Raw genomic sequence first — 16,864 nt, forward strand, 5'->3', positions numbered from 1 at the left:
GATTAATTGTGTTATACTAAAAATTAACCTGTAAGCTAACTTAGTGTTGTTTGCAATTTCGGGATTTCCTAAATTGAGCCTTAAAAGGAGTAAATCTTATGGTTTTTCACAAGAAAACGCCATTTGACTGGTAAGACAATATTTTCCAGGCATAAATAGGGATATATCAATATCATGAAGAAGTTCAAACATTATCATTATATAAGAACATCTCATCAAACTTTGAGCAGCAGAGTAAACGGTTTAAATTTTCTGAAGCCCTCTATTTTTTTAGGGATCATTATCACGGTGTTATTTTTTATTTCCGGCCTGACAGGTCTTATCTATGAAGTAACCTGGACAAGAATGTTTACTTCGATTTTCGGGAATACCACGTATGCTGTTAGTGCAGTGCTTGCCGCGTATATGGGTGGTTTAGCTCTTGGAAGTTATGTCATAGGGCGGTCCATTGATAAAAGGCAGAAGTTATTAAAGATTTATTCCCTCCTGGAGCTGGGGATTGGTGGCATGGCATTATTGATGCCATGCCTCTTAAAAGGATTGAATGATGTCTATGCTCTTCTGTTCCAGAATTTTAATCCCCCGGCCGCATTATTGTTAATCATTAAAATAATCTTCTCGTTTGCCGTTTTATTAATACCCACATTTTTAATGGGAGGCACCCTTCCTCTTCTAAGTAAATATTTTGTGAGGCAAAAAGAAGAAATCGGTAAAAAGGTAGGTCTGTTATATGCTGTAAATACTCTGGGAGCCATGTGCGGTTGTTTTTTAACAGGATTTTTACTTCTTGAAATTTTTGGAATAAATAAAACTATACAAATCGCAGCGTTGGTGAATATTTTTCTGGGTGTTATATTTTTCTTGCTGAGCATGCATTTTGACTCCAAGGGAGATTCTATTGGATACCGGAAAGAACCGGAATTAATCAAGACAGAGCAGGTTAATTATAAAATTATTGGTTTATTAATTGTCGGATTTGGACTGTCTGGCTTTATTTCTCTTTCCTTTGAGGTTTTGTGGAGCCGTCTTCTCGTGTTCAAACTCCATACAACAGTCTATGCTTTTTCAATCATGCTGACGACATTTTTAGCAGGCCTGGGCTTGGGAAGTCTTTTATTTACACTCCTTGAAAGAACCGGAATTATTAAGAACCATTTCAAAGTTTTTGGATTTATTGAGGCGGCAATTGGTATTTTGGGGCTTTCATCCATTTTCCTTTTCGGCAGATTTGAATCCATCTCCAATCTTTGGGAAGCCCTTACGTGGCGTGACCAGATATTCAAACAGATGTTTTTATCGGGTTTGATTATGATCGGCCCGACAATTCTTATGGGTATGACTCTGCCCCTTGTTACCAGAATCTATACAAGGAGCATAAACCATGTAGGGGCATCTCTTGGAAAACTTTATTCAGTGAATACCCTGGGAGGTATTTTCGGCTCCTTGATAACCGGGTTTTTTCTGGTTGAATGGCTGGGGACACAAACATGCATAGTCGTGATTTCTGTGGTGGCAGTATTGCTGGGATCAATAATTATTGCAGTTATTCCATGGCGTCGACATGAAAAGAAAGGGTTATTTAAAAAAGAGTTGATTCTCCCTGCAATGCTCTGGATCCTGGTTATTATTATGTTATTAATTTTGCCGGCAAATATACTTTTTCAGTACTATAATATCGGAGAAAAACAGGTTGACAGCCAGGTCAAGATTCTCTATGCTAATGAGGGAGTGGAGTGTATCACAACCGTTCACCGTTATCCTGATGGTAACAGGGTTATTTCCACAGGGTCAATGAATGTTGCTGGTACGGATTTTACGTTAAGGACTACCCAGAAACTGCAGGCTCATATTCCCATGCTGCTACATCCAAATCCTAAAGATGTTCTGCAGGTTGGTTTTGGGAGCGGAGAGACCAGTCATATCCTGACGACCTATGAAACAGAACATGTCGATATCGTTGAAATTTCAAAAGGTGTTCTCGAGACATCAGCTCATTATTTTGCTGATATTAATCAGGATGTGATTCATAATCCTAAGTTCAGAGCGATTATCATGGATGGTGCAAATTATGTGGCATTAACAGATCAAAAATATGATCTGATTTTAAACGATTCAATCTGGCCTTTTTACTCAGGAAATTCAGGACTTTATACCAGAGAATATTTTGAAAATGGCAGAAAGCATCTGAAAAAAGGGGGAATCATGACCAGCTGGCTCCCTGTAGAGATGCCGGAAGAGAGTTTTAAATCATTGCTTTATACGTTTCATTCAGTATTCCCGCATGTTTCAATTTGGATGGCAGTCACACATTACAATAAACATGCTCTCATAGTCGGTTCCGAATACCCGCTGCATATTGACATGGCTGTCTTTTTAAAGAGGTTTAGACAATTTGCTCAAGATGATCTGAAATTGGTAAATTTAAATGACCCGGTTTACTTTTTAGATGCGTTTAAGATGGATGAAAGAGGATTAAATGATATAGTAAAAAAAGCGGATCTCCACACCCTAGACAGACCTGTCCTGGAATTCGCGCCCCGGTTTAAAAATCCCGGAAAGGACAGGGCGAGATCATATGAGTTAATCATGAGAAATACCACTTCACTTCTTCCCTATATTAAAAATAATCAATCGTCTGCTAAACAGGCAACAAAAATGTTAAAAGAATTAAAAATAGTAAACGAAGCCACAAAACACCTTATGGCGGGTCTTGTGATGAGAGATCGTGGTGAAGGAAATTTTCTTAATGAATTTCAGAAGGCGAAACAATTAGTCCCTTCTCACCCTGGTGTTAAATATTTAATGAATGAATTAATGAATTTTAGAAATGTTGATGTGTCCAACATTGAAAAAAGCGATTTTAATACTCTTATTCGGCAAGGAAAAGTATTACTTGAAAACAGGATTTACGATAAAGCAGCAGTTGTGTTTGAAAAAGCTGAAATGTTAAATCCTAAATCTTCCATTGTACATTATAATTTAGGTGTTGTCTATTATCATCAAGGTCTGTTTTCCAAGGCTCTTTCTCAGTTGAATGATGCTTTACATGTCCGTTCTGATCATGCGTCATCTTATAATATGCGTGGGCTTGTTTTCTTTGCAAAAAATCAGAGAAAACGTGCTATATCTGATTTTTCAATGGCATTATCGCTTGATAACGATTACTGGCTTGCTTTGAATAACCGTGGTATTGCTCATGCTTCTGAGGGAGAGTTTGAAATGGCCTTGAAAGATTTCAGCAGAGCAATCAAGCTTAAAGAGGATTATGCAGAAGCATATTTTAATCGAGGTTTGCTTTATCAAACAAGAGCAAATAGATCTGACAATTTAAAGGAAGCTGAATTTAAAAAAGTGATATCAGATTACACTAAAGCTATCACTTTAGATCCTGATTATGATAAAGCCTACAGTAACCGTGGAATGATATATGCTATGGAGGGACAATTTGCTTTAGCAATATCTGATTTTGATAAAGTTATTGAACTTACTCCGGATCAGGCAGATGCCTATTATAATAGAGGGTTGGCTTATTATTTATCAAAAGATACCTTAAAAGCCAGAAGAGATTTCAATCGTGCGATTCAACTTGATTCTGAATATAAAAAGAAGATGCCGTATTAAATATTTGATTAATTATTATGGACTATTAAGTATGTCAAAAAATACCGCGGGGTGGAGCAGCTGGTAGCTCGTTGGGCTCATATCCGGCAGCTGCCGGACGGAGGTTCGAATCCTCTCCCCGCTACAAATGAAACCCCGCAGAGAATGTGGGGTTTTTTAATGGGGGAATGAAGGAATAAGTTGTCGGGCTAAAATTCAGCAAACTTATACCCTTATATCATTGTATTTCTATTCTCGATTTTTTATATTTTACTTGCTTTAATATAAACATCTTACTATATTTATATAGAAACACATTCCAAAAGAATATCAAAAGTCTATGTTAAATGCAGATTACAGTGGAATCAGAGGATTTTTAAAAGGGTTATCTTGGCAAATGCTCATACCCGGATAGTAAAGGAAATATCTTGATCCCGGAAAAGGAGTAAAATTATGGACCCAAAACCTGTAATACTTGTTGTTGAAGATGAGCGGGTTGTAGCTGAAGATATTCAGAGAAGCCTTGAGCAAATGGGATATAGTGTACCTGCAGTATCAGCTTCCGGTGAAGATGCTATTAAAAAGGTCGAACAGTATCATCCAAATCTGATCCTTATGGATATTGTCATTCGCGGTGATATGAACGGTATTGAAACTGCTGAGAAAATAGTCAGCAAGTATGATGTCCCCATAGTATATTTAACAGCATATGCCGATAAAAAAACTCTTGAGGAAGCAAAACAGACAGGGCCATTCGGGTATATTCTTAAGCCGTTTAATAGCAGGGAATTGAAAAGTACCATTGAAATGGCAATATACAAGCATGGCATGGATCAGAAATTACGCGAGAATGAAGCCTGGCTTTCAACAACTCTCCGCAGTATAGGAGATGGAGTAATTGCAACTGATGCAGATGGTAAAATCCGATTTATAAATAAGATCGCTCTTGAGATGCTTGGATATAAGAACGAAGAAGTGGTTTCCAGAAAAATTAACGAAGTTTTTAAATTTATTGATAAAAATAACGGCAATACTCTAAATAGTTTTACAGCCGAGAGTTTGAATTCGGGGAAGATATATTTTTTAAAAAGCGGAGCAATGCTGTTAAAAAGAGATGGCTCTACAGTGCCTATTGATGGGAATTCTTCTCCTATATTGGATGAAAGAGGAAACATCATAGGAGCGGTTAAAGTTTTCCGTGATATATCTGCACGTCTTCAGGCAGAAGAAGCGATACGCCTTTCAGAAGAAAAATACAGAACACTTTTTGAAACAATTGCTCAGGGGGTACTCTATTATAATAGAGATGGGAAAATAATTTCAGGCAACCCTGCAGCAGAAAAGATACTTGAGGTCGATGTAAACAACATATATGGAAAGAGTTTATGGTCAGCCGGATTTACTCTGATCAAGGAGGATGGGACTGTTTACGATGAGTCTCATGATCCAATTGCAGTAAGTATTAAAGAACATTATACAGTGCTTAATAAGGTTGTTGGGCTGGTGAAAGACGGTTCCATTATAAGATGGCTGCTGGTTGATGTAACTCCTCAGTTTGACCACTCAGGAAACAGGCTGGTATCTGTTGTAATGAGTTTCTCAGATATAACAAAACGTCGTGAGGCTGAACTTGCCCTTCACAATAAAAATATTCAATTAAGTTCTCTTGTACATCTTGCTCATGAGATATCAACAACACTTGATATTGAATCAATATTAAAGAAAACACTTGATGTACTTATTGAAAAAACAGAATTTACTTCCGGTTCGATATTTATTCTGAATAAGGACAGGACAGACATTGATGTGGAAACCCATAGCAGCGCATCTCCCAAAGCACAGAATAGAATAAGGGAGCTTTTTCTTGATAAAAATTCATTTTATCGCAGATCTCTTCTGCATGGGCATACCAAAATTTATCCCCTGAGGCAGCTTATTGCCAAAGATCCGCAATATTCTGAGGATGAATCGCTTAAGAAAAGATTTAATCAATGCCTTGTTATACCTATTCAGATAGACTCATATATTGAAGGCTCAATAAACCTGATAGGAAAAGTCAAAAATCTGCCCATTGATTTGTCAGATGATTTTTTCTCAAGTACAGGACTGCACCTCGGGCTCTCCTTAAAGAATGCAAAGCTGTATGAGGAGATAAAAATAACCTTAAAACAGTTAAAAGAGACTCAGAACAAATTAATACAGTCCGAAAAACTGGCCGGCCTTGGCGCTTTGGCAAGTAATATTGTACACGAGATAGGCAATCCTCTTGCTGCAATTGATAATTCCATACAGGTTCTGCAGAGAAAACTTCAGCTTGAGGGAAAGCTTAATGAATTAATGAATATTATATCATGGGAGACTGAAAGATTAATCAGAACTATCAATGAGCTAAGGGAATTCAGTAAACCAAAGAGATTAAACTTTGCCAAAAGTGACTTGCGGCAGGTGATTAAAAAAGCAATATTTGTATTAAATCAGGATGTTGAGTTGATTTTCGGCAAGAAGATTATTTATAGCCCTCCAAAGGAACTGCCTGATATCCATATTGATCCTGATGCGATTGAACAAGTTGCAATTAATTTAATAAAGAACGGATTGCAGGCAGTAAAAGAGGGAGGTGTAGTAAAGGTTTTTCTTAATAAAAATGGTAAAGTGAAAGATCCGTGTGTGATCTTAAAAGTTGAGGATGACGGAGAGGGTATTGCTGTAGAAAATTTTGAAAATATTTTCGAACCATATTTTTCTACAAAGGCGAGGGGGATGGGATTGGGAATGCATATTGTAAAAACAAACGTTGAACTTCATGGAGGTTCTATAAAGATTGACAGTAAACAGGGCCAGGGTACTGCTGTTACAGTATCAATTCCTGTTAAGAGGTAAAAAGTATGGCCTACATTTTAATAGTTGATGATGAACGAAATATAAGAAGGTCTTTACGTGTGGCGATTGAGGACTGGGGCCACAAAGTAGATGATACAGGAGCGCCAAAAGAGGCTGTTGAGAAAATTCAGGAAAATGATATTGATGTTGTTATTACTGATCTTATTATGGGTGATGTTGACGGCATTGAACTTTTAAATAAAATAAAACAGATCAGCCCTACAACAGAAGTTATTTTGATGAGCGCTCATGGCACAATATCAAGAGCAGTTGAAGCAATAAGGCTCGGTGCAATGGATTTTATTGAAAAACCATTTTCAATTGACAGGCTGGAGATGGTTCTTGAGAAAACCCTCGCTAATATGGAATTGAAAAAAACCGTGCGTCTTCTTCAAAAAGTTCTTTCCGATACCTATCCTTTTGAAGATATAGTGGCAGCCAGCCCCTTGATGAAGAATGTTATGCATCAGGTCGCAATGGTATCAAAATGGGATGTACCGGTTTTAATCCGCGGTGAAAGCGGTGTTGGCAAGGAATTGGTCGCTCTCGCAGTACACCACTTGAGTGAACGTTCAGGGAAGCCATTTGTTCCGGTCAATTGCGGCGCTTTTCCTGATACGCTTCTTGATAGTGAATTGTTCGGCCATGCAAAGGGGGCATTTACAGGTGCTTCGGTCAACAAGAGAGGATTGATTGAAGAAGCTAATACAGGAACACTTTTTCTCGATGAGATTGGTGAGGCTCCTGCTGCATTCCAGGTAAGGCTTCTTCGTTTTCTTGATAACGGATTTTTCCGAAGAGTAGGGGAAGTTACTGAACGAAACAGCAATGCACGGATTATTGCAGCCACAAATCGGAATATTGAGGATTTAATTAAAGAGAAGCTCTTTAGAGAAGACCTTTATTTCCGGCTTTCTGTTGCAGTTATTGAAATTCCTCCGCTGAGGGAGAGGCGTGAAGATATCCCTGTACTTTGCAAAAGATTCCTTGAGAGTTATGGGGAAAAAATGGATAAACAAGGCGTTACAATTCATCCTTCTGTTTATGCCCTGTTTGCTGAATATGGGTGGCCTGGTAATGTCAGAGAGCTGGAGAATACAATTGAACATTCCATGATTGTTGCACGGCAGAGCAAGATAACTATTGATGACCTACCTCAAAAACTTGTAAGGCTTGTTAAACAAAATTCAGGTATAAATATTAATGGAGATCTTGAATTGAAAGAGGTTGAAAGAAGATATATAATATCAATTCTTGAAAAGACCGGAGGCAATAAAAAGAAGGCAGCTGATATACTCAATATATCAAGGACCACCTTGATATCAAGGCTAAAATCTTACGGAATTACATAAACTCCTGAAATTCTGCTGTTATTTCCATTTATAACGATTGTTATTGTAATATAATTGTTATATCCTATCAAAGTAAAATGATTTACATGTTTCTGCAATAGTATCCTGTATTAAACTTTAAACACTTATCTCGCTGTTTTGTCGTAATTTGAACACTTGTTGTAAGTGTTGATTATTAACAATTACGCTATATAGAAAAACCCTCATTGAAACAGGCATATATTGTTTGAAGTTTTCCGGTTTTATCTCTGGCATAAAAATTGATATATATTTTACACTACTATTTCCAAATAGAGGGAGATCTGCCTGTGAATCATATATTAATTGTTGATGATGATGTAAATTTTAGAAGGTCGCTGATAATACAACTTGAGTTTGAAGGTTTTGAAGTTAAAGGATATGAAAGCTGCCAGCAAGCTTTTTCTTTTCTAAATCAGAATAAAAATAAGACACATTTCCCTGATGTAATTATTACTGATATAAGAATGCCTGATATGAGGGGTGATGAATTTGTTTTGAAGATGCAAAATGAATATCCTTCAATACCTCTAATCATGATATCAGCTTTTGATCCGCCTGATCCTGTGAGAAATTTTCCATTCCTGCACAAGCCCTTTAAAATTATGGAAATGGTAGATTTGATCGCAAATGTAGGGCAAAATGAAAACCGCTAACCTGAACAATGCGGGGGAAAATCTGTCAGAAAGGAGAGAAAAGTGAAAAGAGTGCTGCTCGTTGATGATAGTGAAAATTTCCGCCGGTCACTTTCAATTGGGCTCGAAGACATGGGGTACACTGTATATGAAGCTAATAACGGAATGGAGGCACTTCAATTCTTAAAAGAACGGCAAGTGGGCGGCGATATAATCGGAAATGTTATTGTTGATGCGAGAATGCCCGGACTTGACGGTTTTTTACTTTATGATCAAATTTCTGCAATGGACCCATCTGTTAATGTTGTGATATTGTCAGCACATTCATATCCCAGGCAGGAAAGTAAATATAATATTTTAACTAAACCTATTGCAATCAACGATCTGATTGAAGTAATGGAGCAAAATGTTTTTGTAAATCACGGATAATCAGGATAATTATCCGGAGGTGTGTTCAGGAGGGAATTAATGGGTAAATACGGGGAACAGAATAATAGTATAATGTTAAACGAAGAAACCAATATCTCGACAGATCCATTGATTGTCTTTGCCCGCAGGTATGAGGCATTTTTTAATTCTACTACGGACGGAATTGCAGTGTTTGCTCTGAGCGGCGAAATTCTCGATGCAAATAAAAAAATTCTTAAATTAACGGAATATACTTACGATGGTATAGTATCGAAAAAAATTAAGTCTATTTTTACAGGCAGCAGCCTTAATAAAATACAAAAAAAGATAGGCCAATTAACTGAAAGCAATACTCTTGATTATCCTGTTGAACTTACACTCATAAGCCGTTCCGGCCGTGAATATATTGTTGAAGCGAATTTAAATTTACTGAAAGACCAGTATGGTTATGCAGAAACGGTCTTAATGCTTTTAAGGGATATAACAAGGCGCAAGAATGCAGAAAACGAGCTATTAGAAAGAGCGGAAGAACTCCAGAGAGTTTTTGATGCTGTGCCTACTATTCTTGTTGTACTTGATGAGCACAAAAGAATCAGAAGGATCAATAGTACAGGGACAGAAGTCAGCGGGTTCCCTGAGAAATTTGCACTTGGCAAAAGAATAGGTGAAGTGCTTCAGTGTTCCAAACATTTTAAGTCCAAACGCGGATGCGGTATCGGGCCGTTATGCAGAAGATGTTTAATAAATGAAAGTATTAACCGAGCTCTCAAAGCAGGAGAGAGAGTCATAGGTATTGAGGAATCAATTGTAAAAGAAACTTCGTTATCGTCAAGTTCTTATTATAGAATAAATGTAATCCCGCTTGAGAGTAATAACAAACGATGGGCTGTTTTATCACTGGAAGATATTACAAAGAGAAAGAATGCCGAAATTGAAGCTATAAGGCTGAATGACAGCATTACCCGGGCTAATATTGAATTAAAAGAGTCACTGGAAAAATTGTCAAGAAGCCAGTCACAATTAGTAGAATCACAAAAACTTGAACAGATAGGGCTTTTGGCATCCGGCCTGGCTCACAATCTTAAAACACCTCTTGGTGGCATAAAAGGGTATGCGCAGTTGATGGCACTTGATAATGGCGAGACGCATGAAATAAAAATGATACTTGAAGAAGTAGATGTAATGGAAAGTATTATTGATAATTTAATGGTAAAAAGCAGGCATGATCATGATACTAAAGAAGAACGAATCAATCTTAATGAATTAATCAATATTGAACTGAAATTCCTTGAATCTAACATGTTTTTTAAGCATCAGGTTAAAAAGACAATAGAGCTTGATACCAGCCTCCCTGCAATATTCGGAATTTATACTCATTTCAGCCAGATACTTATGAATGTTATAGGCAACAGCCTTGATGCAATGCATGACAGTGATGAAAGAAAGCTTTTTGTCAAAACCAGACATGATGATGAAAATATTTACATTGAAGTGTCGGATACAGGATGCGGGATTCCCGATGAGATAAAAGGGGATATTATTAAACCATTTTTTACAACAAAACCGTCTCCGACAGAAGCTGAGGAAGATGAACCCTTTGGAACAGGGCTTGGGCTCAGCAGTGTAAATTATTTTGTTCATCAATACGGCGGAAGTATTTCTATTGACAGCAGACTGGGAGAAGGGACAAAAGTTACAATACAATTCCCTTTTCACAAGGATCTTTCTTTAAGAGAAACTCCACGTATTTTAATTGTTGATGATTTAAGTTCACTGGTTGATATATTAGTACAGGTTTGTCAGAGTATGGGGCTGGAAGCTTACGGAGTATCGACCGGAGAAGAAGCTATAGAACTATACAAAAAAATTGAACCGGATATAGTTGTTTCAGATCTTTGCATCCCGGGAATGTCAGGGCCTCAGCTTGTAAAAGAGATTAGAACCTTAAATTCTAAGCAGCGGGTAATTTATGTTACTGGATATTATGACAATCCTGACTATAAAACATGGCTTTCACATGAGATGCAGATGCCGTCAATTAATGCTGTACTTAAGAAACCTTTCCCATTGGAATACTTTAAAGATATTGTTCAAAGAATGATTACCTGCGCCTGATATTTGTGAGTCTTTGAGGCGTACAGGTTTTTTAAAAGAGGGGGAAGTGTCTTTTGATGGGGGTAGGTAAAAAATAACCGGTACTGGTACATATTTTCTTTTTTATTTGTTGATTCGGTAGAATTAGATACTGTTTATTAATGTTTAAATTTCGAATGCGTACTTTAGTCTACTAATATGATTTATAAGGGGTTAAACAGTCTTATTTTATCTGCAGAATTGTAAGACAAAATTAATTGATTGAATAGTGCCTGATTTGTACGAGCAGTAAAAATGGTTCTATTTTTGCTTTAAGAAATATGTGTTTTGTATATTTTAACCGGCAAGTATTGCAGAGGAATTGGTAAGGAGGATAGAGAGAGAGTTGAGACAGTACCTTGTAAAAAAGTTAAAACCCGGAATGATCTTAGGCCAGCATCTTTACAGCTATTTTGGCGGAAAAAGAACCTTGCTTCTGGGAAGCGGAATTGAAATTTCCAGACAGGTAATTACAAAGCTTAAACAAATGGGATATAAATCAATATATATCAGCGAAAAGGGTACAGAACACATTATTCCTGAAAATCTGCTTGCAGACGAGACAAGGGATATGGCGATGTCTGCTATATCACTTTTTTATGATGATATGAGAGAGGCTGTGTCCCACCTTACTAATAAAAACCAGATTCCCATACATAAGATGAGGGATGACCAAATCAGGATAAACCCCTCATCTCCTGCGCTGTTGAAAAGAGTTATCCATGATATGATTCACGACATTTATCTTTTTGGCAAAAATGCTGATTATGAACCTATTATAGGGATTCCTCAAAGCAATGCTTTGCACAATCATGTGCTTAATGTAGCATTAATATCTATATTAATCGGAGGCCAATACGAATTTTTTGAGAACGAACTTGTTGAGCTTGCAATGGGAGCTATACTTCATGATGTCGGAAAAGCAGCAATGCCTCAAATCTATAGTAAACAGTACTGGCAGTTGGGCGTAGAGGAGATTGCACTTTACAAGCTTCATCCTGTCCTTGGAGACAGGCTCTTAAACAAAAGCCGGTCATTTACTGAAGTTGAGCGGCAAATGATTATGCAGCATCATGAAAGGCAGGACGGAAACGGGTTCCCAATGCAGTTGAAAGGGAAAAATAAACCTCCGATTCGCGAGAAATTTATTCTGCCCAATACAATTTTCAGGTTTGCAGAGATAATCGCAGTTGCTGATACATTTGAAAATTTAATTTCAGGCAATTTTTATAAAAAATGGTTCTCTCCTGCAGAAGCACTTGCAGAATTGTCGAGAGAATCAGGAACCGGGCTGAATTCGTCAATTGTTGATACACTATACAAAGTAGTAACCAGATTCCCTGTAGGGTCAAATGTGAGAATAATAAGACATCCTGATTCTAAAATAACAGGGTATTATGGTGTTGTTGCAGTACCGGACAGCAGTAAATCCGGAAATGTAGAAGTTATACTGATTGCGGATTCGTATTTAAAACCGATTTCTCCGAAGCCGGTGTCTGTGGATACCTCTAAAAATGGCAAAGGGGAACTGCAATTTATCTATTAATGATTTCGAAGGATAATATGGTAATGGAATCTTTAAGAGAAAAAGAGGAATTTTTTAACAAGGCCAGGATCATTCCGTATTCAATTGTACTTGACAGCTTAAAATCGATGCTCCGTTCAATTTCTGTTGAGTATGGCGATGAAAATATTTTCCCGGATAATATTGTTATATCTTTATCTACTGTTGATAGAAAATCAAGGGCAAAGGTGGAAGATGTTTTTATTGAGGAATTAACAAGGGATGTTATCCGATATATCAAAGTTGATTTTTCTGTTGATGTGACAAAAATTCAGCTTCAAATTAAAAGCGATAACAGACTGCTGCCGTTCCATTTCAGGCTTCAGGGGTACAGCGGAGATAAACTTCTTTACAGCAGAACACGCGAAGAGGAAGATATCGAAGTAAAAGATGAAAAAAGTGAATGGGATGCGAGTGATATATACAATGATGATAATGATTCGGGAAGAAGTATTCTGGTAGTGGATGACGAACCTGTCCTTTGTGCTATTCTTGACAAGATGCTTTCACGCTTGGGATACCATGTTGTAAGTGCTCATAATGGTATTGAAGCTATGAAAATTTTAGGAAGAATGAATATTGACCTTGTGATATCAGATCTGCGTATGCCTCAGATGGACGGCTGGATGCTTATGAAGCATTCAAAGGAGAAGTATCCTGATATACCATTTGTACTGATCACAGGGTATCATTCAATCCATACGGAAAACAGAGCCTCCCACAGCTCGGCTGACGGATATTTATCAAAACCGTTTTCACTGCATCAGATCAAATCTTTACTTGAAAATGTTTTAAGCAGAAAAGATGATACAAACACTACAGTGACTTATATACCCGGATAAAGGGGAAATATTATGGGAAATATACTTAAAAATACCGAGAAAGTTCAGGGGGACAAAACTGTACAGAATGTAAAAAAATGGGATGTAATATCAAAGAATAGAGAGAATGATGAGGGAGGCCCATTTGTAAGAAGAAGAAAAATTATTAAAGCACGTGAGGCAGTATATTCTTCTCTTAAGAAACAGCTGCCAAGCCTGCATCAAAAGAGTAATGAACCGATTGTTTCTTTAATAAGAGATGGTGATGAAGTAAAGGGGCTTGAAATAGTCTGTACCTGCGGAGAAAAAATTGTTGTAGATTTTACTTTTGATGATCATAACAATGGCTGATAAACAGAAATATGACAATATTAAGATCCCGCTGCTTGTGGTGGATGATGATCCGTTTCTGCGGGATGTTTTAAAAAGATTCCTGTCCCGAAAGGGATATGTTGTTGCCGTGGCAGAGGATGCGGATGAAGCCATAAGTTATTCGAGAGAGATACCGTTCAGAATCGCAGTTATTGATATTTTTATTCACGGTATGGATGGAATCAAGCTCGCAGAAGAACTAAAAAAAGCCATTCCGTCGTTAATCATTATTATCATGACGGGCCATCCGAGCCTTGATACTGCACTTACTGCTTTAAAACAGGGCGTTCAGGATTATCTGATAAAACCTTTTGCACTTGAGCAGATCGAAGAGAGTATTACGAGGTGTCTCAGAGAAAAAAAGATTGTTGAAGAAAATAATCAATTGAAAGAAAGAATTGAAGTCTTGGCCGGAAAAGTTGAAGAATATGAGAAAATATTACATCAGACACATGTAATTCATTCTCATCCGGTTGCTGATTTACAAAAACAGAAAGTACGGGGAGATGCTGTTTACCGTGATCAGAGTGTACAGAGCATACAGGAAAGATTAAAGAAACTTCTGCTTTTAAAAGAAGAAGGAATAATCCCGGAAGAAGAATACCAGCTAAGAAGATCTCAGCTTTTAAAAATGAGTGAGAAATAGGCATGGGACAGAAACAAAAAACAAGTAGTAAAAATTCTCTTGCAAACGCATTCGATTCCTTTAATATGCGTGTCTCTGATCTCGGAGATTCCTACAGGGAGTTAACAAACAAAATTGAGAAGCTCAATCTTGAGATATCAAAGAAAAATAGGCAGCTCGAAGATAATTTTTATGAAGTGAATAAACTGCGGCTCTTTTTTGATTCCATACTTAACAGTATGATTGATGGTGTTATTGTTGTTGATACTTCCGGTACTGTAGTACTTTTCAACAGAGGTGCTGAAATCCTTACCGGAGTTTCAGGTAAACAGACAATAGGCAAACACTACAATAAACTGTTTGACAAAAGTGTAAGCAACAGATTTTCACCTCTCTATACTTTAAGCAGCGGAAAAGCTCTGTTACTTGAAGAAAAAGAGATGCACATAAGTAACGGGAAAATACTTCCTGTAAGGTACAGCACCTCTCTTGTGCAGGACAGTAGTAATAATATTCTCGGGGCAGTGGAAGTCTTCAGTGATCTTACGAGAATAAAGCATCTTGAAGATGAGATGCAGCAGGTTCGTACTCAGACAGCCCTGAACCAGATGGCTGTTCTTGTATCACATGAAATAAGGAATCCGCTTGGAGGTATAAGAGGATATGTGGATCTTATAGCAGAATCTCTCGACAAAGATGATCCTATACGGAATATGATTGATCATGTGATTTCATCTGTAACTCTTCTTGATGAGATTGTATCAAAATTCCAGATTTATACAAGGCCGGTAAAACCGCACTTTGATGATGTTGAGTTTACAGAATTCGTTAAAGATGTTACTGAATTCTTTACCGAGAAAAAGGAATTTGTGAAGAGGAATATACGCGTAATTATTAAAAATGGAATAAAGAAGCCTGTAAATGTAAGGCTTGACCCGATTCTGTTTGAGCAGGTTATTATTTCAATCCTGGATAACAGTTTCAAAGCTATGAAGAATGGCGGGACTTTAAGAATCAATATTTCAAAGAACAATACCAGGCTCGCAGGGAATAGTGCGGTTTCCCTTACTATTTCCGATTCGGGCAGTGGCATGGAATCAGAAATTAGTAAAAAAGCATTTGTACCGTTTTTTACAACAAGGGAAAAAGGGCTTGGCCTCGGGCTTGCACTGGCAAAAAATTTTGTCAGTTTACACCGCGGGCAAATCTGTTTGGAAAGTGAGAAAAATATAGGAACTACTGTAAAAATATTTTTACCGATGGAGTGAGGAGAATAACATGCTTGACAGGAAGATTTTAGTTGTTGAAGATGATCCTATTTTGAGACGTTTTGTTAGTGATGTTCTTACAAGAAAGGGTTTTGAAGTAACATCAGCTGAAAATGGCATGAAGGCAATGGAAAAAATTCAAAAAAGTTCATTTCATCTCGTAATAAGTGATTTAAAGATGGAAGAGATGGACGGGCTCAGGCTTCTCGAAAATATAAAAAAGACCGTACCATCTACAGAAGTAGTTATTATTACTGCATACGGATCCGTATCAACAGCAGTGGAGGCTATGAAAAAAGGAGCTTTTGACTATATCACCAAACCAGTTGAATTGGAAGAACTTGATATTGTGATTGAGAGAGTTTTTCAGCATCAGAATCTGCTTTCTGAGAATAAATATCTGAAGGAACAACTTGTAAAAAGCGAAGTTTCAAGTAATATTATCGGAAGATGCGCGGCTACCCAAAAAGTTAAAAGTATGATTGAAATGGTAGGCCCCCTGGATTCTACGGTACTTATTCAGGGTGAAACAGGTGTAGGCAAAGAAGTTGTTGCCAATGCAATTCATAAAATGAGCACCAGGGCAAATAAACCGTTTATTAAGGTGAACTGTGCTGCTCTCCCGGAGACTCTGCTTGAGAGTGAACTTTTCGGACATGAAAGAGGAGCTTTTACAGGTGCAGTACAAAGATCAAAAGGAAGATTTGAACTTGCAGACGGCGGCACACTACTTCTTGATGAAATAGGTGAACTGGGATTCCAGGTGCAGGCCAAGCTTTTAAGGGCACTTCAGTATCAGGAATTTGAAAGAGTAGGAAGCGGGAAAAGTGTAAGTGTGGATGTGCGTGTTATTGCGACTACTAACAGAAACCTTAAGGAAGAAGTGAAAAAAGGGACGTTCAGAAAGGATCTTTTTTTTAGATTGAATGTGGTACCGGTTACACTTGTGCCGCTTAGAAACCGTAAAGAAGATATTCCGTTTTTTGTGGAGCAGTTTTTACAGCAGTTTAATGCCAAATATAATCGAGATAAAAAGATATCTGATTCAGCAATGGATCTTTTAATACAGTATGACTGGCCCGGCAATGTAAGGGAGCTTGAGAACAGCATTGAAACTGCAGTAATAATGAATCACGAAAATTTGCTGAAACCCGATAATTTTATGTTTCTTGAAGATCACAGAGACCT

Annotated in this window: 12 protein-coding genes and 1 tRNA gene; all 13 read left to right on the plus strand. The window is 37.5% G+C overall.

Going from position 1 to position 16,864, the window contains the following annotated elements:
* Positions 1 to 174: 174 nt before the first annotated feature.
* Complete coding sequence (locus J7K93_12345) at positions 175 to 3,621, plus strand: fused MFS/spermidine synthase (GenBank protein MCD6117800.1); 3,447 nt, start codon at positions 175 to 177, stop codon at positions 3,619 to 3,621.
* A gap of 45 nt (positions 3,622 to 3,666) precedes the next feature.
* Positions 3,667 to 3,745 (plus strand) — tRNA-Met (locus tag J7K93_12350).
* A gap of 308 nt (positions 3,746 to 4,053) precedes the next feature.
* Positions 4,054 to 6,480 (plus strand): PAS domain S-box protein, encoded by a 2,427-nt coding sequence (locus J7K93_12355; GenBank protein MCD6117801.1) that lies wholly within the window; start codon positions 4,054 to 4,056, stop codon positions 6,478 to 6,480.
* Between the two features lie 5 nt (positions 6,481 to 6,485).
* On the plus strand, positions 6,486 to 7,832 hold the full coding sequence (locus J7K93_12360) for a sigma-54-dependent Fis family transcriptional regulator (protein ID MCD6117802.1): 1,347 nt from the start codon (positions 6,486 to 6,488) through the stop codon (positions 7,830 to 7,832).
* A 308-nt stretch (positions 7,833 to 8,140) separates the two neighbouring features.
* The gene (locus J7K93_12365) at positions 8,141 to 8,506 is read left to right on the plus strand and encodes a response regulator (protein MCD6117803.1); all 366 of its coding nucleotides are present in this window, start codon (positions 8,141 to 8,143) and stop codon (positions 8,504 to 8,506) included.
* 42 nt (positions 8,507 to 8,548) lie between these two features.
* Positions 8,549 to 8,914, plus strand: coding sequence for a response regulator (locus tag J7K93_12370; GenBank protein MCD6117804.1), 366 nt, complete (start codon positions 8,549 to 8,551; stop codon positions 8,912 to 8,914).
* A 39-nt stretch (positions 8,915 to 8,953) separates the two neighbouring features.
* Positions 8,954 to 11,008: a PAS domain S-box protein gene (locus tag J7K93_12375; GenBank protein MCD6117805.1), complete on the plus strand. Its 2,055-nt coding sequence runs from the start codon at positions 8,954 to 8,956 to the stop codon at positions 11,006 to 11,008.
* 364 nt (positions 11,009 to 11,372) lie between these two features.
* Positions 11,373 to 12,572 carry an HD domain-containing protein gene (locus J7K93_12380; protein MCD6117806.1) on the plus strand — a complete coding sequence of 400 codons (1,200 nt, stop codon included), beginning with the start codon at positions 11,373 to 11,375 and terminating at the stop codon, positions 12,570 to 12,572.
* Between the two features lie 23 nt (positions 12,573 to 12,595).
* Positions 12,596 to 13,432, plus strand: coding sequence for a response regulator (locus J7K93_12385; GenBank protein MCD6117807.1), 837 nt, complete (start codon positions 12,596 to 12,598; stop codon positions 13,430 to 13,432).
* Between the two features lie 12 nt (positions 13,433 to 13,444).
* Complete coding sequence (locus tag J7K93_12390; protein ID MCD6117808.1) at positions 13,445 to 13,762, plus strand: hypothetical protein; 318 nt, start codon at positions 13,445 to 13,447, stop codon at positions 13,760 to 13,762.
* The gene (locus J7K93_12395; protein MCD6117809.1) at positions 13,755 to 14,429 is read left to right on the plus strand and encodes a response regulator; all 675 of its coding nucleotides are present in this window, start codon (positions 13,755 to 13,757) and stop codon (positions 14,427 to 14,429) included. Before J7K93_12390 ends, J7K93_12395 begins: the two co-directional genes overlap by 8 nt.
* A 2-nt stretch (positions 14,430 to 14,431) precedes the next feature.
* A complete protein-coding gene (locus J7K93_12400; GenBank protein MCD6117810.1) occupies positions 14,432 to 15,676 on the plus strand; it encodes a PAS domain S-box protein in 1,245 nt (414 codons plus the stop codon).
* A gap of 10 nt (positions 15,677 to 15,686) precedes the next feature.
* The coding region (locus tag J7K93_12405) for a sigma-54-dependent Fis family transcriptional regulator (GenBank protein MCD6117811.1) at positions 15,687 to 16,864 on the plus strand (1,178 nt) is incomplete at its 3' end.

It is taken from the genome of bacterium, from assembly GCA_021158245.1.
Taxonomy (GTDB): Bacteria; Zhuqueibacterota; QNDG01; order QNDG01; family QNDG01; genus QNDG01.